31 protein-coding genes and 5 pseudogenes are annotated in these 25,604 nt (G+C 35.2%); 16 read left to right on the forward strand and 20 right to left on the reverse strand.

Features of this window, described 5'->3' with window-relative positions; genetic code table 11:
- Positions 1 to 63: 63 nt before the first annotated feature.
- A pseudogene (locus tag ABWU67_RS01490) lies at positions 64 to 922 on the forward strand (IS630 family transposase).
- Here ABWU67_RS01490 and ABWU67_RS01495 read toward each other — a convergent pair.
- The 8 genes and pseudogenes from ABWU67_RS01495 to ABWU67_RS01530 form a co-directional block, all read right to left on the reverse strand.
- A complete protein-coding gene (locus ABWU67_RS01495) occupies positions 835 to 1,335 on the reverse strand; it encodes a hypothetical protein (RefSeq protein WP_353282087.1) in 501 nt (166 codons plus the stop codon). The pseudogene ABWU67_RS01490 and the gene ABWU67_RS01495 overlap by 88 nt on opposite strands.
- Positions 1,336 to 1,401: 66 nt before the next feature.
- On the reverse strand, positions 1,402 to 2,892 hold the full coding sequence (locus ABWU67_RS01500) for a recombinase family protein (protein ID WP_353282088.1): 1,491 nt from the start codon (positions 2,890 to 2,892) through the stop codon (positions 1,402 to 1,404).
- An 11-nt stretch (positions 2,893 to 2,903) separates the two neighbouring features.
- On the reverse strand, positions 2,904 to 3,335 hold the full coding sequence (locus ABWU67_RS01505; protein WP_316658865.1) for a DUF2924 domain-containing protein: 432 nt from the start codon (positions 3,333 to 3,335) through the stop codon (positions 2,904 to 2,906).
- 4 nt (positions 3,336 to 3,339) lie between these two features.
- The gene (locus ABWU67_RS01510; RefSeq protein ID WP_182282598.1) at positions 3,340 to 3,813 is read right to left on the reverse strand and encodes an ankyrin repeat domain-containing protein; all 474 of its coding nucleotides are present in this window, start codon (positions 3,811 to 3,813) and stop codon (positions 3,340 to 3,342) included.
- Between the two features lie 38 nt (positions 3,814 to 3,851).
- Positions 3,852 to 4,163: pseudogene (locus ABWU67_RS01515) on the reverse strand (ankyrin repeat domain-containing protein); the annotation flags it as partial.
- Complete coding sequence (locus tag ABWU67_RS01520) at positions 4,144 to 4,281, reverse strand: hypothetical protein (RefSeq protein WP_353282089.1); 138 nt, start codon at positions 4,279 to 4,281, stop codon at positions 4,144 to 4,146. The pseudogene ABWU67_RS01515 and the gene ABWU67_RS01520, both read right to left, overlap by 20 nt.
- Positions 4,268 to 4,684, reverse strand: a pseudogene (locus ABWU67_RS01525) (ankyrin repeat domain-containing protein); the annotation flags it as partial. The gene ABWU67_RS01520 and the pseudogene ABWU67_RS01525, both read right to left, overlap by 14 nt.
- 77 nt (positions 4,685 to 4,761) lie before the next feature.
- Positions 4,762 to 5,088, reverse strand: a pseudogene (locus ABWU67_RS01530) (transposase); the annotation flags it as partial.
- 57 nt (positions 5,089 to 5,145) lie between these two features.
- Here ABWU67_RS01530 and ABWU67_RS01535 point away from each other — a divergent pair.
- A protein-coding gene (locus ABWU67_RS01535) for an IS5-like element ISWpi1 family transposase (RefSeq protein WP_353281801.1) occupies positions 5,146 to 5,978 on the forward strand; the annotation gives its coding sequence in 2 pieces (ribosomal slippage) (positions 5,146 to 5,515 and positions 5,515 to 5,978; 834 coding nt in all).
- Between the two features lie 638 nt (positions 5,979 to 6,616).
- On the opposite strand, the gene ABWU67_RS01540 is transcribed toward ABWU67_RS01535, so the two are convergent.
- The 9 genes from ABWU67_RS01540 to ABWU67_RS01580 all read right to left on the reverse strand — a co-directional run bounded on the left by ABWU67_RS01540 (position 6,617) and on the right by ABWU67_RS01580 (position 15,752).
- Entirely contained in the window at positions 6,617 to 7,402 is a 786-nt protein-coding gene (locus ABWU67_RS01540; protein ID WP_070356729.1) for a hypothetical protein, read from the reverse strand.
- A gap of 65 nt (positions 7,403 to 7,467) precedes the next feature.
- Positions 7,468 to 7,857 carry a phage tail tube protein gene (locus ABWU67_RS01545; protein WP_209473189.1) on the reverse strand — a complete coding sequence of 130 codons (390 nt, stop codon included), beginning with the start codon at positions 7,855 to 7,857 and terminating at the stop codon, positions 7,468 to 7,470.
- Complete coding sequence (locus ABWU67_RS01550) at positions 7,832 to 8,242, reverse strand: DUF3168 domain-containing protein (RefSeq protein ID WP_155968841.1); 411 nt, start codon at positions 8,240 to 8,242, stop codon at positions 7,832 to 7,834. The genes ABWU67_RS01545 and ABWU67_RS01550 overlap by 26 nt, the downstream gene beginning before the upstream one ends.
- 306 nt (positions 8,243 to 8,548) lie before the next feature.
- Complete coding sequence (locus tag ABWU67_RS01555) at positions 8,549 to 9,097, reverse strand: head-tail connector protein (RefSeq protein WP_095742630.1); 549 nt, start codon at positions 9,095 to 9,097, stop codon at positions 8,549 to 8,551.
- 136 nt (positions 9,098 to 9,233) lie between these two features.
- Positions 9,234 to 9,545: a hypothetical protein gene (locus ABWU67_RS01560; RefSeq protein ID WP_015588824.1), complete on the reverse strand. Its 312-nt coding sequence runs from the start codon at positions 9,543 to 9,545 to the stop codon at positions 9,234 to 9,236.
- Between the two features lie 252 nt (positions 9,546 to 9,797).
- On the reverse strand, positions 9,798 to 12,194 hold the full coding sequence (locus tag ABWU67_RS01565) for an ankyrin repeat domain-containing protein (protein ID WP_353282090.1): 2,397 nt from the start codon (positions 12,192 to 12,194) through the stop codon (positions 9,798 to 9,800).
- A gap of 1,084 nt (positions 12,195 to 13,278) precedes the next feature.
- Complete coding sequence (locus ABWU67_RS01570; RefSeq protein ID WP_353282091.1) at positions 13,279 to 13,857, reverse strand: RlmE family RNA methyltransferase; 579 nt, start codon at positions 13,855 to 13,857, stop codon at positions 13,279 to 13,281.
- A gap of 76 nt (positions 13,858 to 13,933) precedes the next feature.
- Positions 13,934 to 14,509 (reverse strand): PopZ family protein, encoded by a 576-nt coding sequence (locus ABWU67_RS01575; RefSeq protein WP_010082598.1) that lies wholly within the window; start codon positions 14,507 to 14,509, stop codon positions 13,934 to 13,936.
- Positions 14,510 to 14,528: 19 nt separating this feature from the next.
- Entirely contained in the window at positions 14,529 to 15,752 is a 1,224-nt protein-coding gene (locus ABWU67_RS01580; protein ID WP_353282092.1) for a TolC family protein, read from the reverse strand.
- Positions 15,753 to 15,881: 129 nt separating this feature from the next.
- Between ABWU67_RS01580 and rplM the strand changes: the two genes are divergently transcribed.
- The 3 genes from rplM to ABWU67_RS01595 all read left to right on the forward strand — a co-directional run bounded on the left by rplM (position 15,882) and on the right by ABWU67_RS01595 (position 17,264).
- Positions 15,882 to 16,340: a 50S ribosomal protein L13 gene (gene rplM / locus ABWU67_RS01585; RefSeq protein WP_010082596.1), complete on the forward strand. Its 459-nt coding sequence runs from the start codon at positions 15,882 to 15,884 to the stop codon at positions 16,338 to 16,340.
- A 10-nt stretch (positions 16,341 to 16,350) separates the two neighbouring features.
- A complete protein-coding gene (gene rpsI / locus ABWU67_RS01590) occupies positions 16,351 to 16,806 on the forward strand; it encodes a 30S ribosomal protein S9 (RefSeq protein ID WP_353282093.1) in 456 nt (151 codons plus the stop codon).
- Between the two features lie 146 nt (positions 16,807 to 16,952).
- Positions 16,953 to 17,264 (forward strand): HU family DNA-binding protein, encoded by a 312-nt coding sequence (locus ABWU67_RS01595; protein WP_341822037.1) that lies wholly within the window; start codon positions 16,953 to 16,955, stop codon positions 17,262 to 17,264.
- Here ABWU67_RS01595 and ABWU67_RS01600 read toward each other — a convergent pair.
- Positions 17,257 to 17,964 carry a pyridoxine 5'-phosphate synthase gene (locus ABWU67_RS01600; RefSeq protein ID WP_006279877.1) on the reverse strand — a complete coding sequence of 236 codons (708 nt, stop codon included), beginning with the start codon at positions 17,962 to 17,964 and terminating at the stop codon, positions 17,257 to 17,259. The genes ABWU67_RS01595 and ABWU67_RS01600 overlap by 8 nt on opposite strands.
- Before the next feature lie 136 nt (positions 17,965 to 18,100).
- Here ABWU67_RS01600 and ABWU67_RS01605 point away from each other — a divergent pair, with 136 nt between their 5' ends.
- From ABWU67_RS01605 to ABWU67_RS01620, 4 genes are all read left to right on the forward strand, one after another.
- Positions 18,101 to 18,403, forward strand: coding sequence for a transposase (locus ABWU67_RS01605; RefSeq protein WP_264373917.1), 303 nt, complete (start codon positions 18,101 to 18,103; stop codon positions 18,401 to 18,403).
- Between the two features lie 122 nt (positions 18,404 to 18,525).
- Positions 18,526 to 18,822, forward strand: coding sequence for an IS3 family transposase (locus tag ABWU67_RS01610; RefSeq protein ID WP_231115910.1), 297 nt, complete (start codon positions 18,526 to 18,528; stop codon positions 18,820 to 18,822).
- Positions 18,823 to 18,825: 3 nt separating this feature from the next.
- Complete coding sequence (locus ABWU67_RS01615) at positions 18,826 to 18,987, forward strand: DDE-type integrase/transposase/recombinase (RefSeq protein WP_010082071.1); 162 nt, start codon at positions 18,826 to 18,828, stop codon at positions 18,985 to 18,987.
- Entirely contained in the window at positions 18,980 to 19,177 is a 198-nt protein-coding gene (locus tag ABWU67_RS01620; RefSeq protein ID WP_353282094.1) for an IS3 family transposase, read from the forward strand. The genes ABWU67_RS01615 and ABWU67_RS01620 overlap by 8 nt, the downstream gene beginning before the upstream one ends.
- On the opposite strand, the pseudogene ABWU67_RS01625 reads toward ABWU67_RS01620, so the two are convergent.
- Positions 19,172 to 20,030 (reverse strand): annotated as a pseudogene (locus ABWU67_RS01625) (IS630 family transposase). The gene ABWU67_RS01620 and the pseudogene ABWU67_RS01625 sit on opposite strands and share 6 nt — an antisense overlap.
- Before the next feature lie 34 nt (positions 20,031 to 20,064).
- Complete coding sequence (locus tag ABWU67_RS01630) at positions 20,065 to 21,042, reverse strand: IS481 family transposase (protein ID WP_353282095.1); 978 nt, start codon at positions 21,040 to 21,042, stop codon at positions 20,065 to 20,067.
- A gap of 87 nt (positions 21,043 to 21,129) precedes the next feature.
- Here ABWU67_RS01630 and ABWU67_RS01635 point away from each other — a divergent pair, with 87 nt between their 5' ends.
- The 7 genes from ABWU67_RS01635 to ABWU67_RS01665 all read left to right on the forward strand — a co-directional run bounded on the left by ABWU67_RS01635 (position 21,130) and on the right by ABWU67_RS01665 (position 25,534).
- Positions 21,130 to 21,324, forward strand: a complete 195-nt coding sequence (locus tag ABWU67_RS01635; protein ID WP_010962688.1) for a hypothetical protein — start codon at positions 21,130 to 21,132, stop codon at positions 21,322 to 21,324.
- Positions 21,321 to 22,751 carry a hypothetical protein gene (locus ABWU67_RS01640; RefSeq protein WP_022626305.1) on the forward strand — a complete coding sequence of 477 codons (1,431 nt, stop codon included), beginning with the start codon at positions 21,321 to 21,323 and terminating at the stop codon, positions 22,749 to 22,751. Before ABWU67_RS01635 ends, ABWU67_RS01640 begins: the two co-directional genes overlap by 4 nt.
- A 6-nt stretch (positions 22,752 to 22,757) precedes the next feature.
- Positions 22,758 to 23,318, forward strand: a complete 561-nt coding sequence (locus ABWU67_RS01645; RefSeq protein ID WP_155968663.1) for a hypothetical protein — start codon at positions 22,758 to 22,760, stop codon at positions 23,316 to 23,318.
- Entirely contained in the window at positions 23,311 to 24,498 is a 1,188-nt protein-coding gene (locus ABWU67_RS01650) for a phage tail sheath subtilisin-like domain-containing protein (RefSeq protein ID WP_353282222.1), read from the forward strand. Before ABWU67_RS01645 ends, ABWU67_RS01650 begins: the two co-directional genes overlap by 8 nt.
- 11 nt (positions 24,499 to 24,509) lie before the next feature.
- A complete protein-coding gene (locus ABWU67_RS01655) occupies positions 24,510 to 25,007 on the forward strand; it encodes a phage major tail tube protein (RefSeq protein ID WP_010082216.1) in 498 nt (165 codons plus the stop codon).
- Between the two features lie 61 nt (positions 25,008 to 25,068).
- On the forward strand, positions 25,069 to 25,269 hold the full coding sequence (locus tag ABWU67_RS01660) for a hypothetical protein (RefSeq protein WP_007303020.1): 201 nt from the start codon (positions 25,069 to 25,071) through the stop codon (positions 25,267 to 25,269).
- Positions 25,253 to 25,534, forward strand: a complete 282-nt coding sequence (locus ABWU67_RS01665) for a type II toxin-antitoxin system RelE family toxin (RefSeq protein ID WP_010082215.1) — start codon at positions 25,253 to 25,255, stop codon at positions 25,532 to 25,534. The genes ABWU67_RS01660 and ABWU67_RS01665 overlap by 17 nt, the downstream gene beginning before the upstream one ends.
- The last annotated feature ends 70 nt before the right edge of the window (positions 25,535 to 25,604 follow it).

The raw sequence follows: 25,604 nt of genomic DNA on the forward strand, positions 1-25,604 counted from the left end.
TAGCTCTTTCCACAGAAGTCCGGATATGATAAGATTAAGGATAGATGGCGATAAGGAGGTTGGATGCCGGCAGCATATAGTTATGATTTAAGAAAAAAAGCAATGGAAGCACTAGACGAAGGGGAAAGCAGAGAAGCAGTGGCAGCAAGATTTAAAATTGGACGAACTACTTTGTGGGAGTGGAAGCAAAGAAAAAAAGAAACAGGCGACTTTCAGTCAAAAAACTCGGTAATGGAGGTTACAATCAGAAAATTATCGACTGGAATAAGTTTATCGAATTTGCTAAAAAACACGGTAGAAAAACTCTGTCGGAAATGGCTAAACTTTGGGGCAACGTTAGTATCGAAACGATCCACCGAGCTCTCAGAAAAATTGGATTTACGCGCAAAAAAAGACATATGGATACAAGGAAAGGAACGAAGAAAAACGTGCTGAATTCTTAAAAATTATAGCAACAAAAGAACCAGAAAACTTAGTGTATATAGATGAGTCTGGGATTGATAACACGGAGGACTATCCATATGGGTATTGCCAGAAAGGACAGCGATTTTATGCCCTAAAATCTGGAAAAAAAACTCAACGAATCAGCATGGTTGCAGCCTTAAGTAGAAGAAAGATAGTTGCTCCATTAACATTTGAAGGCCACTGTAATATGGATATTTTTAATGGATGGTTTGAGCAATTTTTGGCACCGATCTTAGAACCTGGACAAACTGTCATTCTTGATAATGCTACTTTTCATAAGTCTGATAAGCTTATCAAGCTCGCTAAAGGAGTCGGTGCAGAAATTTTGTATCTGCCGCCTTATTCTCCAGATTTTAACAAAATTGAGCATCATTGGTTTGCTATAAAAAACAGAGCCAGGAAAAACATTCCTCTATTCGAATCCTTTCGTCGTGCTGTTGATTCTGCCTTCCTATGACCTATTCGGACTATTATGAGAAATGCTATACTATATGTACGTATTAATTCTCCATGACTTCCTAAGTAGTCCGAGACTATTTTCGTACGATTAAACTCCTTAAAAAGCCCATGTTTTTTAGCTTCTTCTAAAAGATCATTCTCAGCTTGCTTATTCTTGCAAAATCTAGCATAATGTAATAGTGTGAATACGTCTCTTCTACGTTCATATATATCAACTATTAGTATCCACGGAATCTTTCGTGTATCATGAAAGGATTTACTAATTTTTTCACTGATACTTTTACCCTCTTGTATCCTTTTTAATAGCTTAAAAAGCTCCTTTTTATCTTTGCTTGTTAACTGATCTTGATCAAATGGCAACTCATAGGTTATATCTGCTTCATTAGTTTTTCCGGTAATTAGTTTTCTCATATTATTTTTTTCTTTGTATCTCTTATGTAGCTAATTTGTATTAGTAAAGTATTAATCGTGTGATTTTTAAATCGCTAATTTGCAAAATTTCTTCATCTGCTCACTCCACAGCATTGGTATTTCCCTCAATTCAACTAACTTCAAACCCTTTGGCTGCCTCCCATTTACTATGTCTTCTTTGATCTTTGGTGCTAAATAATTTAACCTTAAAATTTGTTGTATACGTCTTGTACCTATATTAATTTTGGCACTCAGTTCCTTCACACTTGCATATTTTCCTTCCTCTAGCTGACGTTTCCATAGGTGAGCTCTCACTAATGCTTTCAGTAGCGCATTATTTGTTTTACCTTCTGGCTCTATTACCACACATTTGTTTCCTTTCTTTTTTAAGTTCATTGGCACAAATTCTATATTATCCTCCGAACTCACTTCTATTTCATCTTCTTTTACCATTACTCCTTTTATTAACTTTTTCACTACTTCTTTCTGCTTTCCAAAACTTAAATTTTTCCATTCTTCCGCTTTTTCTTCCCATTTTTCATATATCTGCTCCGCTTTCCTCATCACTTCTTTTTCCACTTCTCCTGCTACTACTGTTCGATTTACTGATTCACAATTCTTCCCCCTTAAGTGGTTATTACATATGTAGTATCGATATCTTTTATTCTCCTTTTTTGAGTATGTCAGAGTCATATTTACATCACAGCTCTTGCACTTAATTATTCCCCTAAGCAGCGCTTCCTCATATTTTGCTTTCCTATATGGTTGATTCCTTATCAATTCTTGTGCTTTTTGCCATTTTTCCTCTTTTATTATTGCTTCATGCTTTCCCTCATACTCTTTCTCATAATGCCGTATTTTTCCCATATATATTGGATTTGTTATTATTCTTCTCACCGTGGCCTTTTTAAAGATATCTGATTTTGTTCTGTAACCTTCTCTATTTAGCTCCCTTGCCAGTTCTGCCATTGACTTCAGCTCCAAATATCTTTCAAATATATGCTTTACTGTTTTTGCTTCTTTCTCATTTATTATTAATTCTTTATCTTTTACATCATACCCTAGCGGTAAAGTTCCACCCATCCATAATCCTTGTTCTTTTGATGTTGCTATTTTATTTTTTACTCTCTCTACTATCATTTCTCTTTCTAGTTGTGCTGCTCCTGACAATACCGTTTGCACGAACTTTCCCATTGGCGTATTATTGTCAAATATCTGTGTTACTGCTACAAAATTTACTCGGTGCCTTCTAAAAAATGATGTTACTTCGATGCTGTCTTTTGTTTCCCTTGATAACCTGTCCAGTGTATATACTACTACACAATCTACTTCTCCTACTTTTACATCTTCAAATAATTCCTTTATTGCTGGTCTTTCTAAATTTTTTCCTGAAAAGCCACCATCATCATACTTTTTTGCCAATGCTACCCAACCTTCTCTGCTTTTTATATATTTTTCACATGCTACTCGTTGTGCATCTAAACTGTTAAACTTCTGCTCTAACCCGTCTTCATTTGATTTTCTTGTATATATCGCACATCTTACTTCTTTTAGCATCTTCTTCCTTTTTAATTTTCTCTCTTTTCTCTCATACCGAACAAAAATGGTCCATTATAACTCATTCCCATTATTTTCCCTGCTACTGCCGACAATGACGTATAAAACTCTTCTCTGTAGATTAAACCCTTATCTGTTACCATCACTGCATGCGTCTCTTCACCTCTCTCTAATATTAGCTCTGTCCCTTCTACTGGTAATTTATCGCTACTTATTCTTTTTCCCTTCTCTAGCCGATCTGCTAGATACTCCAGTCTTTTTGCTCCTTTTCTTGACATCTCTCCATATTCTTCCTCCTGCATTCTATAAGCTAATCTTGGTATCAGATATTTCCTCGAATGTTGTGGTGCTTCTTCCCCATATACCTTCTTCCATATTTTTCTCAGCTCATCCAAAGGTTTTCTCTCTAAATTCATTACTTTCTTTTCTGTTTCTTCCTCCATATTTTTAGCCTTTCATAAATAACTTTTCAATTCTGTCTGTTTCTTTCTTCAATATTTCAGTGATCTCTTTGCTGTTTTTCGCATAATCCATCGCTGTCATCCCAAATTTATCTGCTTGTTCTATTTCAGCCCCTGCTTTTACTAGCTCCTCCACTATTTCCACTTTCCCCACCATACATGCAAGGTGCAATGGAGTGCATTTATTTCTATATTCTTCCGCATTTACATTCCCTCCTGATTTTATCAATTCTCTAACGGTTTCTAGACGTTTCTCCGTTATCGCTAGGTGCAGTGCTGTGTATCCTTCTACATCTGCTGCATTCACATTCGCTCCTTTTTCGACTAATAACCTCACTGTTTTTGCGTCTACTGCATAATGCAGAGCTGTTCTTCCTTTTTCGTCTCTTTCATAAATATTTTTATATGAGTTCTCTAATAATTCTTTTGCTGACTTCTCTTTCTTATCAAGCTTTACCATAATCTACCTCACCTTTTCTTTAAATTTAAACCCCTCTTTTAAGCCTTCTTTCTCACCACCTCATCTATCATTTCGTTCACTTGGCTCATTATCTTGCTTGCTAAATTTTTACACTCTTCCTTTATTAGCTCCTTATCTCTCTTTCTTATTTCTTCTATTTCTATTATTTTTAACTCCGGTAAATAGCTTCTATCTAACATACATGCTATTTCTTCCACTAAACTCTCTATTCCATAGCACGTCAGCTTTCTACTTTTTGTTATTCCACCTTGCTTTCCCAGAAATTTACTCGCCTTTTCACTCTCTTTGCTATCACATAGACGATACTTTTCACTTTCCCATATGTAGTATAGCCTTTCTTATAATAGTCCGAATGCGATAAGATATGTGTTTATGGCTATAGCAGGCCAGTAGCATATTACGGTCTGTTCGGATTATTGTAAAAAGAGCTATACATTGGTGTTGCACCGTACTTATTCAGTTGATTAACTTCAGCTCCTGCCTTTACTAGCTCTTTTATTATTTCAACTCCTGCTCCTCCTATTTTGCATGCAGAGTGCAATGGCGTACATCCACTGACATATTGAGTAGCATTTACTTCTGCTCCTTCCCTTAGCAGTACTTTTACATTTTCTAAACTTCTCGCAAATACTGCGCAGTGCAGTGGTGTATAACCCTTTTTATCTCTTGCATTTACCTCTGCTCCTTTTTTTATTAATAACCTTACTGTTTTGTAATCAGAGATTTCCACTGCTTGGTGTAATATCGTCTCTCCTTCTTCATTTCTTTTATTAATATTTTTAAATCCGTTACTTGATACTTCTTTAAAAAACTTACTAAAAGATTCTCTCTTTTCTTCGTTGAACCCCATTGCATACCTCACAAAATTAGCTTTTCTAGTGCCAGACAAATTTCTTATATTTAGAGGTTGTCCGGAAACTAGTAAATTCAAGCATATTCCCTCTTTAACATAACCCTACTCATAGCTAGGTATATGAAATTCTCAGTGGATGTTGTGAGTAAATCATACTCCTTCGATAGCCTTCTATTCCTATTAACCCAAGCAAAAGTCCTTTCTACAACCCATCTTCTTGGCTGTACTTTAAACCCTTGTTCTCTTGTTGGTAGTAGCTCAGGTGGCGTATCTTTGTGCACCCAAAATCTACATGGAGGCCTTTTAACAATTTCAATATCTATGTCATATTCTTCCTTTATGTGATTCTTTAAATTTCTTCCTTGGTATCCCATTTCAGCCCACATTTTTTTAACTTTAGAGGTTGTCCGGAAACAAGTAAAAGGCTATAATATCTGAAATTTTAGTACGGGGTAAAGATGAGAAAAAAGTATCCAACAGATCTAAGCGAAAGGGAATGGGCAAGAATAGAAAAACACTTCAGAGTATCATACAAGAAAGGAGGAAGGCCGCCAAAGTATAGCAAAAAAGAAATATTAGAAGCAATTTTCTATGTATTGCGTACAGGGTGTCAATGGCGGTATTTACCAAATGATTTTCCGCTATGGAAGACTGTGTATGAGCAGTTCAGGCAATGGAAGAAGCAGGGAATTTTTGAGAAAATGAATTATGAAATTACAAAATATAGTAGAAGAAAAATAGGAATGAATGAGCAGCCGAGTGCCTGTATAGTAGATAGTCAATCTGTAAAGACTACAGAAAAGGGGGGATCAAAGGCTATGATGGAAGTAAAAAAGTAAAGGGTAGAAAAAGGCATATAATTACAGACACTCAGGGTTTTATACTAGGTTGTTACGTAGGCGCTGCTAACGAAAATGATAGAGATGGTATTAAAATAGCATTAAACAATATGAGAACAAAATATACTAAAGTTAAAAAAATGTGGGCTGAAATGGGATACCAAGGAAGAAATTTAAAGAATCACATAAAGGAAGAATATGACATAGATATTGAAATTGTTAAAAGGCCTCCATGTAGATTTTGGGTGCACAAAGATACTCCACCTGAGCTACTACCAACAAGAGAACAAGGGTTTAAAGTACAGCCAAGAAGATGGGTTGTAGAAAGGACTTTTGCTTGGGTTAATAGGAATAGAAGGCTATCGAAGGAGTATGATTTACTCACAACATCCACTGAGAATTTCATATACCTAGCTATGAGTAGGGTTATGTTAAAGAGGGAATATGCTTGAATTTACTAGTTTCCGGACAACCTCTTATAGCCTTTCTTATAATAGTCCGAATGCGATAAGATATGTGTTTATGGCTATAGCAGGCCAGTAGCATATTACGGTCTGTTCGGATTATTGTAAAAAGAGCTATAACTATTGCATTCCAGAACAATTTGATGCATCATTCTTTTTGTAAAAAACATTCCACACTTTCTCTCCACTTTTTCTGGGTAAGGTCAATTTTCATTGCACCCTATATTGTCCATTCCATTAGCTTTACTACGCTCGTTACCTCACGCAGCATAATGGTCTGTTCTAGGCTGTTGGCTAGACTTTGCCTAAGTTGGATTTTCACCAACTGTATTCTAAACGCTTACTTGGCGCACCCATAACAAAAATGCCTGAAAAACGTTAATAATTATATACTATTATTAATAATTATTCAACCATATTTTAAGCTTACAATTTTGAGCTTAACTGACGCTTATGGATAGGGGCAACTCTATCACCCTGTGTTATGTTTATTTTCTAACGGACGCTGATTTTTGTATCGTAATTTCTTGCTATAAATTGGTTATATAAGAGCTGGCTTCTAAAATTTTATAACCCTAATTTGAATTAACAGACAGTAGAATCGAAAGATTATTACAAGGAGAAATCTACACAGATCGACCCTTTTGTGAATCTGCGTTTCTGCTTTCTTCAACTTGTTTTGCAAAAGATGTTTCCGGTTTCTGAAGTGGCTTAGCAATTTCACGCACAACGGCAATAACTGCTGTTAAAAACGTTTTTAACAATGCACCTAAAGCTCCACCAACTGCTTCCCTGCCATATATATGAGCTTGCTTTTCGTTACCGTCAGCAGTTTCCCCTGCCCTCCTTCTTGGATCCATCCTATGAGCAATCACCGAAAACAACACTCCCCTGATTGAAGACTTCACTTTTTCCTTTGCTTCGTGGACATCCCCATCTTTTGCTGTTTCATGTCCATGACTTAAGTGTTTAGCGTTCATTAGCTCCTTTTGTTGCTGGGCAAACATGCTACTTAATACTTCTTCTATCACTTGCTTTCTTCTCTTCTCTCTAACTCTTTTCATAGATTCTGATTTATCGCGAGTGTGTTTGGTAGTTTCAAATTCTGCATCAATATCTTCGGACGCAGCCTGACTATATAAAGTCTCTATGAGCCTGTCTATGCTTCGCTTTATTTGCATAGTCCTTTCGTAACTATCCGAATTATCAATTCCTTCGTCGATCTGATTTAGAATATCCTCAAAAACTTTCAAATAGTCTTGAATATACTGTATTATGTATTGCTTATCTTCCTCTTTGTGTTGTTCTTCTTGATTTTGCTGATTTTCATTTTCTAAACTTCTCTCTCTTTTATCATCGTTATTTTCTTCAATATTATCACCGTCTTCCTCGAAAAGGTTTTCGTCATTCATGATTTTTTTTAATTTAGTTAAAATTCTCACCAGTTATTATTGTATATGAAAAAATTAAATTAACATTAATGAAAAGCGTTTACAACTTCAGCACTAGTTAAAACTACAGTAAAGCTGTCAAAAGTAACAGGATCATAATACCTCTCATACAATTCAACTGAACACCTAAGCCTTATCTTTTCCTTAGCATTAAAACTAATTTCATAATCATTATTAGAGTTTAGCATAGCAGAATTACGTAATAATTCATCAGCTAATACAGAGTCTAAAATTCCATTAATTTTTATCGTAATGTGTCTGCTTCCAGCACAATCGAGCACTTTCCTCCAGCCAAAAGAAGAAATATCTTTCACCTCTTCTCTGTTATTACGCAAAGTAAACCTTAGGTTTCTTATATTATTTAACACAATAAAATTATTGTCATGATCTTTAATTTTTAGCTGTAATTTGCTCATTATCACCTCCTTTTATTAAAATATCAAAATTAATTGTTGAATGTAAAATTTCATCGTGCTGATCCATAGCACAATTACTTTCTAAAATGGCCTCATTATTAAAACCTTCAATGCTCTTAAGTATCAAGTTAATATGCCTTATAATGGCAAACATACTGTCTATATGATAAGTATATATGTCGCATGAAAATCTTGCCTTTGTAGCAAAATTGGACAGCATATGCAGGTTATTATAATTCACTACACGCAATCTCAGGTAAGGAATGGTGACCTGTTTAGGTAAGTAGTCATAAATGTTAGTAACATATTTCCTTAAATCAGAGTTTGCTTTTAGTGCTTCATAAATGCTACTGTACAACTCGTTTATAGCTTGAATTTTTTTCATAATTAACCCTCGAAAGATATATAGAAACTCGTCATCCCGCTGCTTGTTAGCGGGATCTATGTTAAGAGATACCGCGAATGAATCGCGGTATGACGATAAGGTTTATACCTCGTCATCCCGCTGCTTGTTAGCGGGATCTATCCGTGACGGTATGACGTAGGACTGCTGTCATTCCGCTACGTGTTAGCGGCTGAGATACCGCGGCGGTATGACGATAAGGTTTATACCTCGTCATCCCGCTGCTTGTTAGCGGGATCTATCCGTAACGGTATGACGTAGTAGCCCAGTTTGAATGACCAGAAAGAGCTACAAAACAACCTTTGGTTCGCGAAATGGAGAATATACCTTCTTCACTTCAGATAAATGGCTACTTACCTCCGATTCACGATTTTTGTAAAGAGCAGAAACATGCCGCATAATACCTAGTTTTATCTGCTCAGGAACATTGTCATAACCAGCTTCGTATACAACATCAACTCTTATTGCATTCAAACAATTGAAAAACTCAACGTAGCCCCCTACATCACTAAAATAATACTTAAGTGTACTCTTCTCTTGATTTTTAGACATCATTGCAGTAGCCAATACTATCTTACTCACAGGGCCATAGCTTAAATAGATCCTACGAGGTACATAATCTTCATATGAAACTTGCCATGTTTGTTTCACCAGTGACTTTTCCATATGCCATTCAGCGTAATCAGTTGCCATAAAAATTAGATCTGAAATCAACTTATCATCCTGGTCGTTCTCAATGCGTAAAAAAGATTTAACCTCTTCTAAAGTAACTGGAAAAGATTCAGGCTTAGATTTACGTTGCACAGATATTCTTGGTGAAGTAGATCTTATTGACATAATAACCCTCCTTTTTGATATAGCTAGAATAAGTAAGGTTTACCTCGTGACAGCGTGGGGCAAATCTTACTTACTTTAGCTATGCAGCTTGCATGCAACATTAAGTTAAATTGGCGCAGCAACAACTCTGAGTGCTTTATCGTATGAATATATTAAGAAGAGAACGTATTAAAGCTGTTTCTCCTTTTTTGTTGATAAAATTTGAACTTATAGCATATTCAACTAGGCTGGATTTTAGTAGATTGACATTTTGAGAATGAATATTATTGAAGGTGGAGTTTAACTCTTTAGCAAGCAGACTGCGAAATTTTTGCACACTGTCATATGCGATATTTTCAAGTTCATGTGCAAATTTATCTTGAGCTATAGTTGTTATATCTTCAATTTCCTTATTAAACTCCTCTAGCTTTTTTTCGTTATTTTTAAAATTTTTCGTAAAAGTTTTCATATCAATTAAACTCAACTATTATAGCCTTTCTTATAATAGTCCGAATGCGATAAGATATGTGTTTATGGCTATAGCAGGCCAGTAGCATATTACGGTCTGTTCGGATTATTGTAAAAAGAGCTATATTATGATTATAATGACAATGAAAAACTACCGAAGTAAAAAATTCACACTACTGTGTAACTTACAAATACTTTTTACTACATTCCAGCGTCACGCACTGGAATCTATAGCAAGTGTACAAATTAAATTTTACAAACACCGTTGTGCTGAATCTTGAATATTCACTTCTTTCAATTCAGTGGTAGGTTTTGGTTCAGCGATGGGTTTTGATATTGTGTATGTAATGCCACCAGCTATCAGTGCAGATACCACAGAAGCTGCAACTATTAATAGAGCAGACAATCCGGAAGCAATACTAAGAGCAGCACCTACTGCTAACATAGCTGCAAGGCTCGCATAGGCAACTTTTGGGGAAAATTGTCTTTTTCCTACTTTTTCTAGTGACACTTCATTTGTTTTAGTTTTGCCCAGTTCACCATCAAGTGGTGTGTTTTCATTCTCCAGACTTCTTATTTTTTGTGTTAGTGATTCATTCTCTTTATCGAATTCTTTCAACTTAGTCTCATGTCCAACTATGCAACTTTTTGATTCTGCTAGTTCCTTTTGCGCTTTTTCTAACAACACTTTTGTTTTAGAATGCTTATTTTCGTTTTCTTCTAATTCGCTATTAAGTGTTGTATTTTTACTTTCTAGATCTTGTATTTTTTGTTCTAGTGATTCATTCTCTTCATTGAGTTTCTCCAGTGCTTCCAATTTAGTCTCGTGTCCAGTGATATAACTTCTCAATTCTGTTAGTTCCTTTTGCGCTTTTTCTAATGGTACTTCGTTTTTTTTAGTTTTTTCTAATTCACCCTTAAGTGTTGTGTTTTCATTTTTTAGATTTTTTATTTCTTGTCTTAGTGATTCATTCTCTTCATTGAGTTTCTCCAGTGTGTCCAGCCTAGCTCCATGTCCAGTGATATAACTTTTCAATTCTGTTAGTTCCTTTTGCGCTTTTTCTAATGGTACTTCGTCTGTTTTAGTTTTTGTTTTTTCTAATTCACTATTAAGCGTTGTGTTTTTACTTTCTAGATCTTGTATTTTTTGTTTTAGCAATTCATTCTTTTTCTGCTCATCCTTTAGCTGAGTACGTAATTCTTTTAACTTAGCTTTACGTTTTTCAACCTTTTCTGCTTTTTCTGGAGTTTCCGTTGCGTTGTGTGTTTTGGAATGAGAAAAGGTACTAGGTACAACCTCAGATGGCTGATCACACATACTGTTTAGTCTATCTATTAGGTCTTCATCCTTTATCAATGAGCGATCTGCTCCATGCTTTATCAAAAGCTTTGCTAATTTTTTATTGTCATTTGCAAGAGCATAATATAAGGGAGTATGCTCAACTTTATCTTGTGCATTAACATTTGCTCCACCTTCTACTAGATATTCTGCAATCTCTACACAACCATATGCAGCAGCATAATGTAAAGGGGTCAGTCCATCTTTATCCTGTACATCAACTTTTGCTCCACATTTTACCAAAAGTTCCACTGATTCTTTATTGTTATCTGCAACAGCCCAATATAAATGGGTCACGCCATCTTTATCTTGTGCATTAATATCTTCTCCATTTTCTAATATAGATTGGCCTAAAGCTTCAGATTCATCTGCATCAAAATATATTCCACTATCGCCACTATTACTTTTATTTAAAAAGGTCTGTTCCCCATTATATGTAGTATACTGCTCTGGATGTTGACTGTGCAAGTCATTATGTTCTATGCGCTTCTGATTATTGGCAAGTCTTTGTTCTGCCTCTTGCAACTTTTGCGCCATAGCATCTCTTTCTCTTATAGCCTGTTCTTTTTCTAATGTATCATCTACTTTGTCTGTATTGTTTTCATTAACGATTGAGTTTGAAGAAGTCTGTTCATCCTCATCTTGTACATAGACTTTTTTGTTGTTTGGTGTAATTCTACTATTCTCTTCCTGATGTTTTGCACCCAATGCTTGTACTGCAGCAGTTACGTTATTTCCGTTCAAAGCTAAATTTCCTGGAGTTTTATTATTAGGCTGCAGTAAAGTGCCTTGTCTATAAGGTTGTCTTCTCGTAGCTCTTGTCTCAGCATAACGTTGTTCTCCTTCCTCTAACATTTTTATTATAGCCTTTTTACCTTCTACATCGCCGACAATATCCCTTGGAGTTCGGCCTTGACTATCTTTTAGTAAAGGATTTGCGTCATTATTCAATAAAAGCTGAACTATCTCTTGATGACCATGCAAAGCAGCAATGTGCAAAGCAGTTAGCTTAGACTTAGCTTCATCAAGTTCATATATTGGTTCATTAACTTTTGCTTCCTTTGCTAGTAGGAGTTTTACTATTGGTACACTGTTACATTCCACAGCAAGATGTACCAACATATAATTTACAATTTTGTCTGAATCTAATATACTGAACATCTTACCTATCTTCAAATTGTTATAAGTGCTATATACTATTGAGTCTGCATCTTTTAGCTTATTCCCTATTCTTTCAAGTAAATTATTCTCATTTAAACCTTCACTCTTGCTTACCTCATTTATTATTTCAAAAAACTTTTTCTTTTCCATTGCCGTAACCTTTCCTCTCAATTTATTTATTATTGCTGAACCATCTCACAAAAAAGTTAAGTTTGTCGAAATTCCATGTTTGATCTAAAAATTAGTCATAAACATTTTCTATGCAAGTAGCTGACACTGGTTCATTCTATAATGGTGTCACAGCAGTCCTACATCATGCCACCGCGAACCGTCATACCACGATTCATTCGCGGTATCTCATCCGCTAACTGTTCTCCCTCATCATACCGTCACGGTATCTCCAGATCCCGCTAACAAGTAGCGGGATGACGATTGTCAGGGTGTCATCCCAGCGCCCCTATGATGTCATCCGAGTAGCCGACACTGGTTCCTTTATGATGGCAGTGCCCCTATGGTGTCATTCCAGTGCTTGACACTGGAATCCAGCCTTTCCATAATCATCAAAACATTGTATTTTAACGTAAAACAGCTATTTTTATGCTCACCAACTTAATAAAATTCCTGGATCCCAGTGTCAAGCACTGGGATGACAAGATATAAACCTTATCGTCATGCCGTCGCGAACCGTCATACCGCCGCGGTATCTCCAGATCCCGCTGGGATGACGATTGTCGTTTAGCTATAAATATTTAAGAAATTTACCAAATAAAAAAAAAGGCAAAAGAAGCCCTGGGGTTATTATCTGCTTTAAAATATTGGCGTTTTTTATGTTTTAAACGCTTGACAAGCAAGATTTAGCTGCTTTTAATTGCAACTAACCTACGCTGCAAATGTTTAAGAAATTTACTAAGCAGAAAAAAAGACAAAGAATCCCCGAGTTAGCTAGTCTTTTACTATCTCTGTCGAGTATTGGCATTTTTTGATGTCTTGTAACGCTTTATAAGCGCGTTCAGCTTATTTAGATAAAAATCTAGATGTAGATGAAGTTTTGTAAAGACATACAGTATCTATATACTGCAAAAAATTGAACATAAGACGCCGATACATTAAGTAATCCTTACCTTTTAATCTGCAGATTGGCGAAAGCAAATACAATAGCTTCAGTTTCATGATAAGGGGGCTGGCGAGGTTTGTCAAGCAAGTTTTTTGTTTCTGCGGACTACCTAGATTAATATTATATAGAAGGTTTGCTGCCAATAAAGCCTAAACTTACCAAATACATTTCTGTAGATTCAGATCTACTTGACTTTGGTTTAAAGTATTTTACTGTTTTAAACATTTTTTTTAGCTCGTTACAAAAATCTTTGTCAGATTCTCCTTGGAAAATTTTTACTACAAACGTGCCACCATGACTCAAGAAATGCTTTGCAAAATTGAGCGCTGCTTCGCATAAAAGCATAATTCTGATATGATCCAACGATTTTAAACCACAAGATTCGGGCGCCATGTCAGATAAAATTACATCAAATTTTTGATCCTTTAATTTTTCTCTTAAAATTTCAAACTCATTGATAATATCACATTGTATAAACTCTACTCCATTAATTGCGTTCATTGGTTTTATGTCAAGAGCAACCACATTTGCACCTTTCTGAGATGCAACTTGTGACCATCCACCAGGAGAAGCACCAAGATCAATAATTTTTTGCCCTTCTTGGAATAATTTAAATTTGTTATCTATTTCTACCAGCTTATATGCTGAGCGTGACCTATAACCATCCTTGCTAGTTTTTTGCACATACTGATCATTCAAATGACGATGTAGCCACCTTGTTGAAGATAGTTTTCTGCCTCTAGCTGTCTTTACTCTAGTTTTTATTGCTAATACCCTACTTATTATTGATTATATCTTTAAGCTCTTTTTCAACTACTTCTTTTACCAGTGCATGTAGATATTTATTCAGCCATTCTGAGAGCTGAGGTTTTAAAAGAGATGTAACTAATTCTTCAACAGTAAGGTTCGCTTTTTTTTGTTGTTTATGCTGTAATTCGTTTTGCATTTTTCCAAGCAACGCTTTGATCTCTTCCATATTCTCTTTTAAAATTAGATGATCGTTATTTTGCGCTTGTAAGCCGCTATTACTCGCTTTGTTATTACTCATTTGGATATTATCGTACAAATAAATATCTTTTTTTTCTTCTGAATTGTAGCTATGGCCATTAAATTGGTTATTGTTGCAAGCCATTTCCTCACTTTGGTCATCATTATCAATGTCCTCTTTTTCATTATTTTCTTTTTTGCCATCTTCTTCTATTTCTTCTGGATACTCTTCCTCAAGGTATAGCACATCATCATTTTCATCCTTTATTTCTGCTTTATCGTTACTCGCGTTTTTACCCGATATAGCTTTTTTTATATCTTCTAGGATATCTTTTACAGATTGATTACCTTGTTCATCATGCATAGTGCTAATACCATTAAATTTAGAGGTTTATACTATTTATCATAAAAAGCAAGTTGTAAACACTAATCACATAATTGCTTTTTGCTTCAACTAAGTCTGAACGTGCTTTAAATAATGCATCTTCAGTGTCCAAAAGGTCAGATGTACTCTTTAAATTTAAGTTTACTTCTTGCTCAACTCCTTCCAATGCTAGAGCTGCTGCTTTTTCCGCTTCTTGACTTGCTTTGATAATGGCCTTTGCTGTCAACACATTATTCCAAGCATTTACAACTGCTTGTTCTATATTTTTTACCGTTTCATAATAATCGTAGGTAGATTTTTTTGCATCCATTTTAGCTTTACTGACACCAAAAGCATTAACTCCTCTCTTAAAGATTGGAACATCAAGAGTAAAAACTACATGAACATTTTCTAATAGTTTGTCTACCTTCATACCATCCTCCCCAAAATTTTTGCTTGCACTTAGATTTAAAGAAGGAAGCCACTTAGAGCTTTCAGCAATCACTTCCATTCCGGCTGCTCTTTTTTGATAAACTGCTGCTTTTAGAGATAAATTATTGGTTTTTGCTAACTGTAAACATTCATTTAGCTCTGGAACAGAAGGTAGTTTATCATTAGCTTCAGAAAGGTCATCAGCATCTTCGCCAATCAAATGATAATAAGCAATATTTACCAACTTTAATTTACCTTCAGCATCAACTCTTTCGGATATAGAAGACAAAAATTTTGCTTTTGCTAACAAAACTTCAGCATTGGTTACCTCTCCAAGGGAAAAGCGTTTTTTCATAGCTGACAAATGTTCCAAAGAAACGCGTTCTTTATGTTCTCTGAGCTTTAATATTTCTGTCTTTTGTAAAACATTAACATATGCTTTCACAGCATTAAGTGCAAGCTCTTGTTTTAATTGCTGAAATCGCATCTTTTCTGCTTTGAGAAGATGGCTTGATCGACTGAATGTGGCAAAGGTACCACCGCCATCGATTAATTTCTGGCGCAATGTAAGTTTTTTTTCAGATGTATCAAGATTAAAGTTACTATCGAAATTGTATTGCAAATTAATGTCAGGTAAAAATCCAGCTAACCCAGAAGATTTATAGTGTTTTTCTGCACTTTTATATTGGTAAAATTGAGACTTTATTTTTGAGCTATTTTTGATGGCTTTGCTTATCACTTCTCCCACATCGGTTGCATAGCAACTTATAGTATTAAAAATGATCGCAAGTGTGATAATCAATCGAAACATTCTAATTCCTATGCATATTGGTTGCGCAGCTCAATTACTAACATAAATTACTTTAATAATCAATAACTAATATTGTTGACACTATTGAGAAATTAAGTATATCATAGCTTACTATTGTTGGATCAAATAATGAAGACTTTTTTCTTAAAGGAGAAACAAATCAATAAAAAGTGGTTTGTCATAGATGCAGAAGGATTAGTGGTAGGGAGGCTTGCAGCATTTGTAGCGACACTATTACGTGGAAAGCATAAACCTGAGTATACACCTCATATGGATTGTGGCGATAATGTAATTATTATCAACGCAGAAAAGGTGCATTTCACCGGAAAGAAGCTTAAAGATAAAATTTACTATAAGCATACAGGTTATTCTGGTGGTTTGAAGAAAACTACTCCAGATAATATTTTAAATGGCAAATTTCCTGAGCGTGTAATAGAAATGGCAGTGAAAAGGATGCTTGATGATGGGCCTATGGCACGTAGACGCTTTGAAAATTTGTATGTTTATTCTGGTTCAGAGCATAAGCATCAAGGACAGCAACCTGAAAAGATAGATTTTGCCTCTTTGAATCGTAAAAATAAAAAGTAATGGAGTAAAAATGAAGAGTTCTACAATAAATAACAATGATTGGTCAGAAAAGACAATTAAATCAGCAGTTGATTCGCTTGGTCGTTTATATGCTACAGGCCGAAGAAAAGAATCTGTAGCAAGAGTATGGATAAAGCCGGGGAGTGGAAAATTTAGTGTTAACAAAAAAGGCGATCTAATTTCTTATTTTAAAAGAGAGTCAGTGTGCCAAATAGTAAAAATGCCATTTGTTGCAACTTCCACATTGGATAAATACGATGTATTTGTAACTGTAAAAGGTGGAGGGCTATCTGGTCAAGCAGGTGCTCTAGCTCATGGAATAAGCAGAGCTTTAAGTAGTGTAAGCCAAGATTTGCATTCTATACTACGTAATGGTGAGTTCTTAACTAGAGATTCACGTGTTGTTGAACGTAAGAAATATGGTCAACATAAAGCTCGGAAAAAGTGTCAATTTTCTAAGAGATAGTTATTTTATAGGGGTGTTTTTTTGTAAGTATTATACAAATATTTGCAAAAATGTATGATATCCTCTATTTTTGTGATGAATTTAGTTGACTATCGGTGTCAACATAATATGCTATTTATGTGATTTTTTCAATATTAAGGTAATTTATGAGTAAAGAAGATATAATAAAACAATTAAAGGAAGATTGTTCTAGTCAGAATATAGATATAACAAAATCTGATTTGAGCAAGATTCATGATGCGTTTATTAAAATAATAAAGAATGAGCTGCATGGGAAAGGTGAAATACGTTTGCATGGAATAGGAACATTTTCTACTACTATCAGTCAGGAAAAACAATGTCGTAACCCCCAAAGTGGTCAGATCATGACTGTTCCTAAAAAGACAAGGGTAAAATTTAAAGCAAGCCAAACTCTTTTAAGTATTTTAAATGAGAAGGAAAAAGCAGCAGTTAGTTAGACATTGTCATTTTCATTGTTTTTACTACGCTGTGTAAGCCGTAAAATACAGCTTCGCTAATTAAATAGTGGCCTATGTTAAGAGCTGAGATGTGAGGTATTCTTGTCATCTTCTTAGCGTGTTTATAAGTTATGCCATGTCCTGCGTGGCATTCTATTCCTAATTTATTGACGTACTCTGCAGCATTAGTAATTAACTGTAACTTTTTTTCTGATGGATTATCACAGTAATCCCCTGTGTGAATTTCTATTATGTCAGGTTTTGTCCCTAGCTTTTCAAGATATTTTAGTTGATCAATATTTGGATCGATAAACAGTGAGACTTTTATGCTAGAGCTATGCATTTCCTCTATTATACTAGAAAGTTTACTGTGCATATTCACGATATCCAGGCCACCTTCGGTTGTTAATTCTTCTCTTTTTTCTGGTACTATACTAATCGAATAGGGTTTTACCTTTTTTGCTATTTCAAGCATTTCTTCCGTGGCTGCAATTTCAAGATTTAGCTCAGTGCTAATGCTTTTTTTTAGGTTAAATACGTCTTCATCTCTAATATGCCTTCTATCTTCTCGTAAGTGTACAGTAATAAAGTCTGCTCCAGCGTCAATGGCTATTTCTGCTGCTTTCAATGGATCTGGATAAGAAGTTCCGCGTGCGTTGCGGAGGGTTGCAACGTGATCGATATTAACACCTAGTTTCACAATCTACCTCAGAAATTATTTATAGATTATACATGTTATTAGGTTTTTTGCATAGTCATTGTTTGACCTTACCCAGAAAAAGTGGAGAGAAAGAAAAGAGTTTTTTTGGGTAAAATAAAATTTTGGAGGATTAGAAATGGTAAGAGAATATACGGCAGAATTCAAATTGGAAGCTGTTAAACTGGCAAATGAACAAAGAAAGGCAGGTCAAACAATTACAAAAATAGCAAGAGATTTAGGAATAAAGGGTGGTTTATTAGGAAAATGGATAAAGAAACACAACGAAAAAAAGTCAGCGGCAAATGCATTTCCAGGTAGAGGTAACATGGCTCCTTACGACAAAGAGAGGTTTGATTTACAAAGCAAGAGTAACAAGGGAAAGAGACATTTAAAAAAAAGCCCTGGCCAGTCAAAAAGAGTAAAATATTTTTTTATATAGTAACTGCTATAAAGTACAGGAATTATGTAGGATTTTCTGCTAGTGGCTACTATAAGTGGACCACAAGAAAAATAAGCAGTAGAGAATCAGCAAATAAAGAGCTACTCGAAGCTATTCAAAAAATATATCAAGTTTCTAAATGTAGATATGGAGCTCCTAAAATTCATGCTGAATTGAAGGCTTTGGGTAAAAGTTGCAATTTGAAAACGGTGCAAAGTATTATGCAGAAAAATGACATCAGGGCTATACTGAAAAGAAAGTTTAAAATTAAAAAACAACAAACAGATAATAGAGCTGTAGCTCCCAATATACTAGATCAAAACTTTATTGTTGATCAACCAAATAAAGTATGGGATTACTTACATCAAAACCAAGGAGGGATGGCTATATTTGGCAGCAATAATTCTCACGTATGGTAGTTAATGAGTAGTGCAATAAATAAACAATTGGTTATGAATTCTTTATTAATGGCCATTAATAGGCGTAAACCTGTTAAAAATCTACTGCTGCACAGTGACCAAGGTTCACAATATACTGCGCAAGGGTATCAATATCTCTTAGCTGTAAAGAATATAGATGAGTAATAAAGGCTGTTGTTACGACAATTCTGTTGTAGAAAGCTTCTTCAGTTCTCTAAAAAGGGAGTTACCAATAGACACCTCTCGGCACTCTAAACAGCATATCAAAACTGCTATATTTGAATATATAGAAATTTTTTATAACAAACAACGTCACTATTATAGCATTTCTCATAATAGTCCGAATAGGTCATAGGAAGGCAGAATCAACAGCACGACGAAAGGATTCGAATAGAGGAATGTTTTTCCTGGCTCTGTTTTTTATAGCAAACCAATGATGCTCAATTTTGTTAAAATCTGGAGAATAAGGCGGCAGATACAAAATTTCTGCACCGACTCCTTTAGCGAGCTTGATAAGCTTATCAGACTTATGAAAAGTAGCATTATCAAGAATGACAGTTTGTCCAGGTTCTAAGATCGGTGCCAAAAATTGCTCAAACCATCCATTAAAAATATCCATATTACAGTGGCCTTCAAATGTTAATGGAGCAACTATCTTTCTTCTACTTAAGGCTGCAACCATGCTGATTCGTTGAGTTTTTTTTCCAGATTTTAGGGCATAAAATCGCTGTCCTTTCTGGCAATACCCATATGGATAGTCCTCCGTGTTATCAATCCCAGACTCATCTATATACACTAAGTTTTCTGGTTCTTTTGTTGCTATAATTTTTAAGAATTCAGCACGTTTTTCTTCGTTCCTTTCCTTGTATCCATATGTCTTTTTTTGCGCGTAAATCCAATTTTTCTGAGAGCTCGGTGGATCGTTTCGATACTAACGTTGCCCCAAAGTTTAGCCATTTCCGACAGAGTTTTTCTACCGTGTTTTTTAGCAAATTCGATAAACTTATTCCAGTCGATAATTTTCTGATTGTAACCTCCATTACCGAGTTTTTTGACTGAAAGTCGCCTGTTTCTTTTTTTCTTTGCTTCCACTCCCACAAAGTAGTTCGTCCAATTTTAAATCTTGCTGCCACTGCTTCTCTGCTTTCCCCTTCGTCTAGTGCTTCCATTGCTTTTTTTCTTAAATCATAACTATATGCTGCCGGCATCCAACCTCCTTATCGCCATCTATCCTTAATCTTATCATATCCGGACTTCTGTGGAAAGAGCTATGATGTATGGTCCCAGAGTGTGATGGTGTGGATTTAGTATAAATAATTCTGGAGACTGTGTCCACTGATAACATATAAATTCATAAGGAGTAAGACCCTTAAGAGTTTTGAGTCTCTTTGCATAATTATAAGCCATAACAAAGTTATAAAGGTGTTCTTTAAGTTGCTGGTGCGATTGATAGTAATACTTCTTAACTGTAGCATCCTTTAAAGTTTTATTCATACGCTCGACTTGCCCATTCGTCCAAGGATGGCTAACTTTTGTCAAACGATGTTCAATAACATTCTCTTCGCAAACTCTATCAAATATATGTTGGAAAGCATACTTATGACGCTTCTGGTTTGTAAATTGTATACCGTTATCTGTCAAAATAGTATGGATTTTATACGGTAAAATTCTAATCAAATTACGTAAGAACTCAGCAGCTATGGGTTTTGTAGCACTGTTACACAACTCAACATAGGTAAATTTGGATGTCCTATCAATAGCAACAAACAAATGTAATTTGCCCTCCTCAGTTCTAACTTCAGCAATATCAATATGAAAGTAACCGATAGGATATTGTTTGAATTTCTTTTTTGACTTAACTTCTCCATCAACAGTTGGTAATCTGCTAATGTTGTGTCTTTGTAAACAACGATGCAAGCTAGAGCGAGTCAAATGCGGAATTGTAGACTGCAGAGCGTAAAGGCAATCATCTAGTGGCAGTAGTGTATACTTGCGAAATGTAACTATTATAGCTTCCTCTTCTAGCGTTAAAACAGTTGATCTTGGATGCTTTCGACCCATATCAGCATCTTTCGTAAATGAACGTTTTCTCCACTTAATAATAGTTTTTGGATTAAGGTTATAATGCTTGGAGAGTTTTGCTATGCTCTCTTTTCTATTTTGTATTGCTCTACGAATCGTCTGTGTTGTTTTGGCGCACCCATGTAATATCTGTCCCATAATGACTCCTTAAATGATGATGATAGTATACCATCACTCTCTGGGACCATACAGTAAAAAACTTGCGGGTTGTTATAACGTAAGAAAATGCCAAATGATGAAACGAGGCGCGGATATCCTTTGCCACACCCAGAGAATATTGCAGTGGAAGATGTAGTACGTATTCGCAGAGCTATAGAAAAAGTAGATGAGGATATGAGTAATAGAGAAAATAAACATAATCAACTTAAAAGTAATTTTGAACGATTTAGATTTGAAACTTTTTTGAATTTTTGGGAATGAAAGAAGCAATAGAAGCGTTACATCAAAGGATAAAGGATTTAGCAGTAAGTAGCACACCTGATCAACTGGCATATCTTGCAAAATCGCTGGAATTGATAGCAGATAAAAAAGCTATTTCTGATATTGCGCAAATGACTAAAGTAAAAGAAATAATTGATGCACTACAAAAGAGGCTTAAGGATTTAGCAGAAAACAGTACACCAGATCAATTAGCATATCTTGCTAAAGCATTGGAATCAATAATCGACAAAAGTGCAGTTTCTGAAATTGTACAGATGACAGATGGTAAGCTAAAAGAACTTCTTGATAGTGCAAAAAAACACTTAACTGATCTGGATAATAAAAAAGCTAGTTCTTTAGCAGTGATCTCTGAATCAGAGAAGCAGTTATTAAAGAGAATTGATGAAAAAGGAACAACAAATTTATCGCTACTTGATACGAGAAAGAATGCCAATATTGCAGCAATAAATAGCATTAGTAACAGTCATAAAGATGGTCTTAAAGGTTTAGTGAATAACTTCCGTACTGTTAATGATGTGCCAAGTGGCTCATCAATTATTAGGGAAATAGAAACTCGAATTGAAAACATCCTGAATGAGGTAAAAACTCGGGATGAACAGTTAAAAGCGTCTCTTATAAATGAAATAAGAAAGCGCAACATGGTTGAACCAGGGTCATTACCTTTCTTATTTGGTGTACTTGGCAGAAAAAATAATTATTTTGGCCACGGAACTTTTACGACAGAGCTTGGAAAGTGGAGTAGTGATATAACAAAAACTGACTATATGTTACAACTACTAGCAGGTAGCCATACGTACAATACAGATTACGTTAGTTTTTATCGGCCAAGACAACTAAGTTTTATAGAGGGAAGTAAAGGAACATTTATTTACGGAGAGTTATGCACAAAAAGTTTTTCGGGTAGTTATGATGAGATATACTATTACCCGTATGCTGCACTTGGAGTAGTATTTGTAAAAAATACAACCAATGTGAACATAAATAAGACAATGGAATTTGTTGGATCATCGTATTCGAGTACGGAGTATGGGGGAGCAGGATTATTTGTGGGAACTCCTGATAACACTAATTCTAATAAATCAAGTATTTCAAAAATAGTATGGAAAAATGTTTACCAATACACGAGTTCTGATAGCAAGTTAGCCGGATCTGGTAATGTGGAGATTCCAGCAGGAAAAACAGTTGCAATATTACTTTACACATCATCTTATCTGTATTCCAGAACACAAGTTAGTCAAGGTATGCTTGCATCAAATTATGTACACAACTATGGTCAATTTATTCAGTGGGGGATTTATAACATACGTAGCAATTTTCTCACCACAGGGCTTGAGGTAGATGTGGAAAGGACGCTCAGGGGTTGGCAATGTCCAGGATTATCTAACACGTATGAGATTTGGAGGTAACAAACAATGTCTATCTACATTAGATTTGAAAATGATAAACAAGTAGAAACAACAACACTTGAAAGCAAGCCAACTGAAAATGATTGGTATGAAGCACCAGAAGATTTTGATTGGCAAAAAAGCTATTGTTTAACAGAAGGAGGAAAAATTGCTCAGCGTACTAAAGAAGATATACAAAAGGAGTTACTGGATAATGCGAAGCTTTGTGCATTTGATAGTATGCGTTTCTATTATGATAATCATACTCACCAATATGCAGGTCATTCTCACCAAAAAGCTAAATCTTATGAGATTCAAGCGGAAGCCGCAAAAAGCATTCTAGCAGCACCAGAATCTATAGATGAAAAGGATAAAGAAATTATAGAACCTTTAGCAAAAGTCCGTGGTATTACGGTTATTGAAATGGCAAGAATAATTGAGGAAAAAGTGAAAAAAGCAGTAAAAGCAATAATTAAATGTGAAGAGCTTGAAGATTTAGCCAAAAGAAAGATTGAAGAAGCCAAAAGTGAAAATGAGCTACAGACTTTGCTAGATGATTTCAGGAAAAAAATACAAAGAAATGGCTGAAGAATTTTTACATGGCGTAAATGTTATTGAGGTAACCTCAGGAGCAAAGACAGTACGTACAGCTAAATCATCAGTGATAGGTGTAATTGGTACTGCACCTGAAGCAGATGAGCAAAAATTTCCGCTAAATAAACCAGTGTTAGTTGCAGGAAGCTTAAAGGAAGCAGCAAAGCTCGGAAAGAGTGGCAGTTTACCTTCTGCAATAAATGGAATATTTTCCCAGATTGGTGCAACAGTAGTAGTTATTCGAGTTAAAGAAAGTGAAAACAGCGATCCAAAGCTCAAAGAAAGTGAAACTATTCAAAGTATAATCGGTGGAGTTGATAAAGAGACTGGAGAATATCAAGGGATAGAGGCATTCCTCAGTAGTGAAAGTATAGTTCATGTTGCTCCAAGAATATTAATTGCACCTCAGTTTACTCATCAGTTACCTGAAATAGATGGAGTAAATCCAGTAGTGAGTGCTTTAATTTCCATAGCAGAAAAATTAAGAGCAATTATTGTTGCAGACGGACCAAATACTAATGATGAAGAAGCAATAAAATGGAGAAAAAGTGTAGGCAGCTCAAGAGTTTACGTAGTTGACCCATGGATTAAGTTATTTATTGAAGGAAAAGAAAAAATCTTGCCATCGAGTCCATTTGTAGCTGGTTTAATAGCTAAAATAGACAGCGAACAAGGCTTCTGGCATTCACCTTCAAATAAAGAGATAAATGGTATTGTTGGCACAAGCAGGCCTATTGATTTTAGCTTAGGTTATGCAAATTGTAGAGCAAACCACTTAAATGAAAATGAAGTAACAACGATAATTCATCAAAACGGCTATAGGCTTTGGGGAAATAGAACATGTTCAAATGACTCAAAATGGGCTTTTCTGTCAGTGAGAAGGACTGCAGATTTAATCAATGATAGTCTACTTCGAGCTCATTTATGTGCAGTTGATCGCAATATCACCAAAACTTATATAGATGATGTGATTGAGGGGGTGAATTCTTACCTTGCAAGTTTAAAAGCGCAAGGAGCAATTATCAGTGGAAAATGTTATGCAACTCCCGAACTCAATACACCGGCAAATATTGCAAGCGGAAAAGTGTCTTTTGATTTTGAGTTTACACCGCCATATCCAGCTGAGCAAATAATATTCAGATCCCATCTTGTAAATAATAGTGTAATAAGTTAGGAGAAAGCGAAGTGTTACCCAAAATACTGAGAAATTTTAACGTATTTGTAGATGGTCGTGGTTATGCAGGAAAAATAGATGAAATAACCTTGCCGAAGCTTACCATAAAAACCGAAGAGTACAGAGCTGGTGGTATGGATATTCCAATAAATATTGACATGGGCATGGAAAAGCTTGAAGCAGACTTTACTTTTGCTGAGTATGATTCAGAACTATTTAGACTTTTTGGCTTGATAGATGGAAACTCAGTATCTTTAACGCTCCGTGGAGGAATGCAAGGTAATGATATTGAAGCAGTAATAATCAATTTAAGAGGCATTTTTAAAGAGTTTGACTTTGGCAACTGGAAACCTGCTGAGAAAGCAACGCTGAAGTGTACTGTAGCTGCCCATTATTATAAACTTACTATAGGTGGTAATGAATTAATAGAGATCGATGCTGAAAATATGATTAGAAAGATAAATGGCGTTGATCAAATGGCCTTGCTACAAACGATTCTAGGGATCTAATATGGTTGACAAAATTACATAAAAATGTTAAAATATAAGAAGTTGTAGGTATATAGTTAATATGGATTCTAAAGCTCATACAAATTCCATAGAGCAGCTAACTGGTTTACTTGTTAGTGTAGCACAATCTCAAGACAAGTCCGTTTTAAAGTTATTAACTGAATTAATGGAAGAAGAAATTGAAGATATGGAATTATCTAAGATTGCTGACGAACGCTATAAAGAAAAGAGGGTTAAACATCAAGATGCCTTCTGGGATTAAGCCTTACAATATAGACTATTCAGAATCTGTTATAAAGAAAGACATTCCGGCTCTTCCAGCAAAAGTAAAGTTAATGATTAAGAAGGCAATAATGGAGCGTCTAACAGTTGATCCAATTGGACTTGGAAAGCCATTAAAGCATAACTTAAGTGGACAACGTAGTCTACGGGTGAGTACCTATCGTATACTTTATTATATAGATGTACCAGAACATACAGTAGTTATTACTTCAATTGAACACAGAAAAGATTCTTATCAAAGCTAATCCTATTTATAGCACCATACAAAGAAATTAGTTATGTAAAAGCCGATATAGACTTTTATTTAATTAACTT

The sequence above is a fragment of the Wolbachia endosymbiont (group A) of Aleiodes leptofemur genome (assembly GCF_964028465.1).
Classification (GTDB): domain Bacteria; phylum Pseudomonadota; class Alphaproteobacteria; order Rickettsiales; family Anaplasmataceae; genus Wolbachia; species Wolbachia pipientis.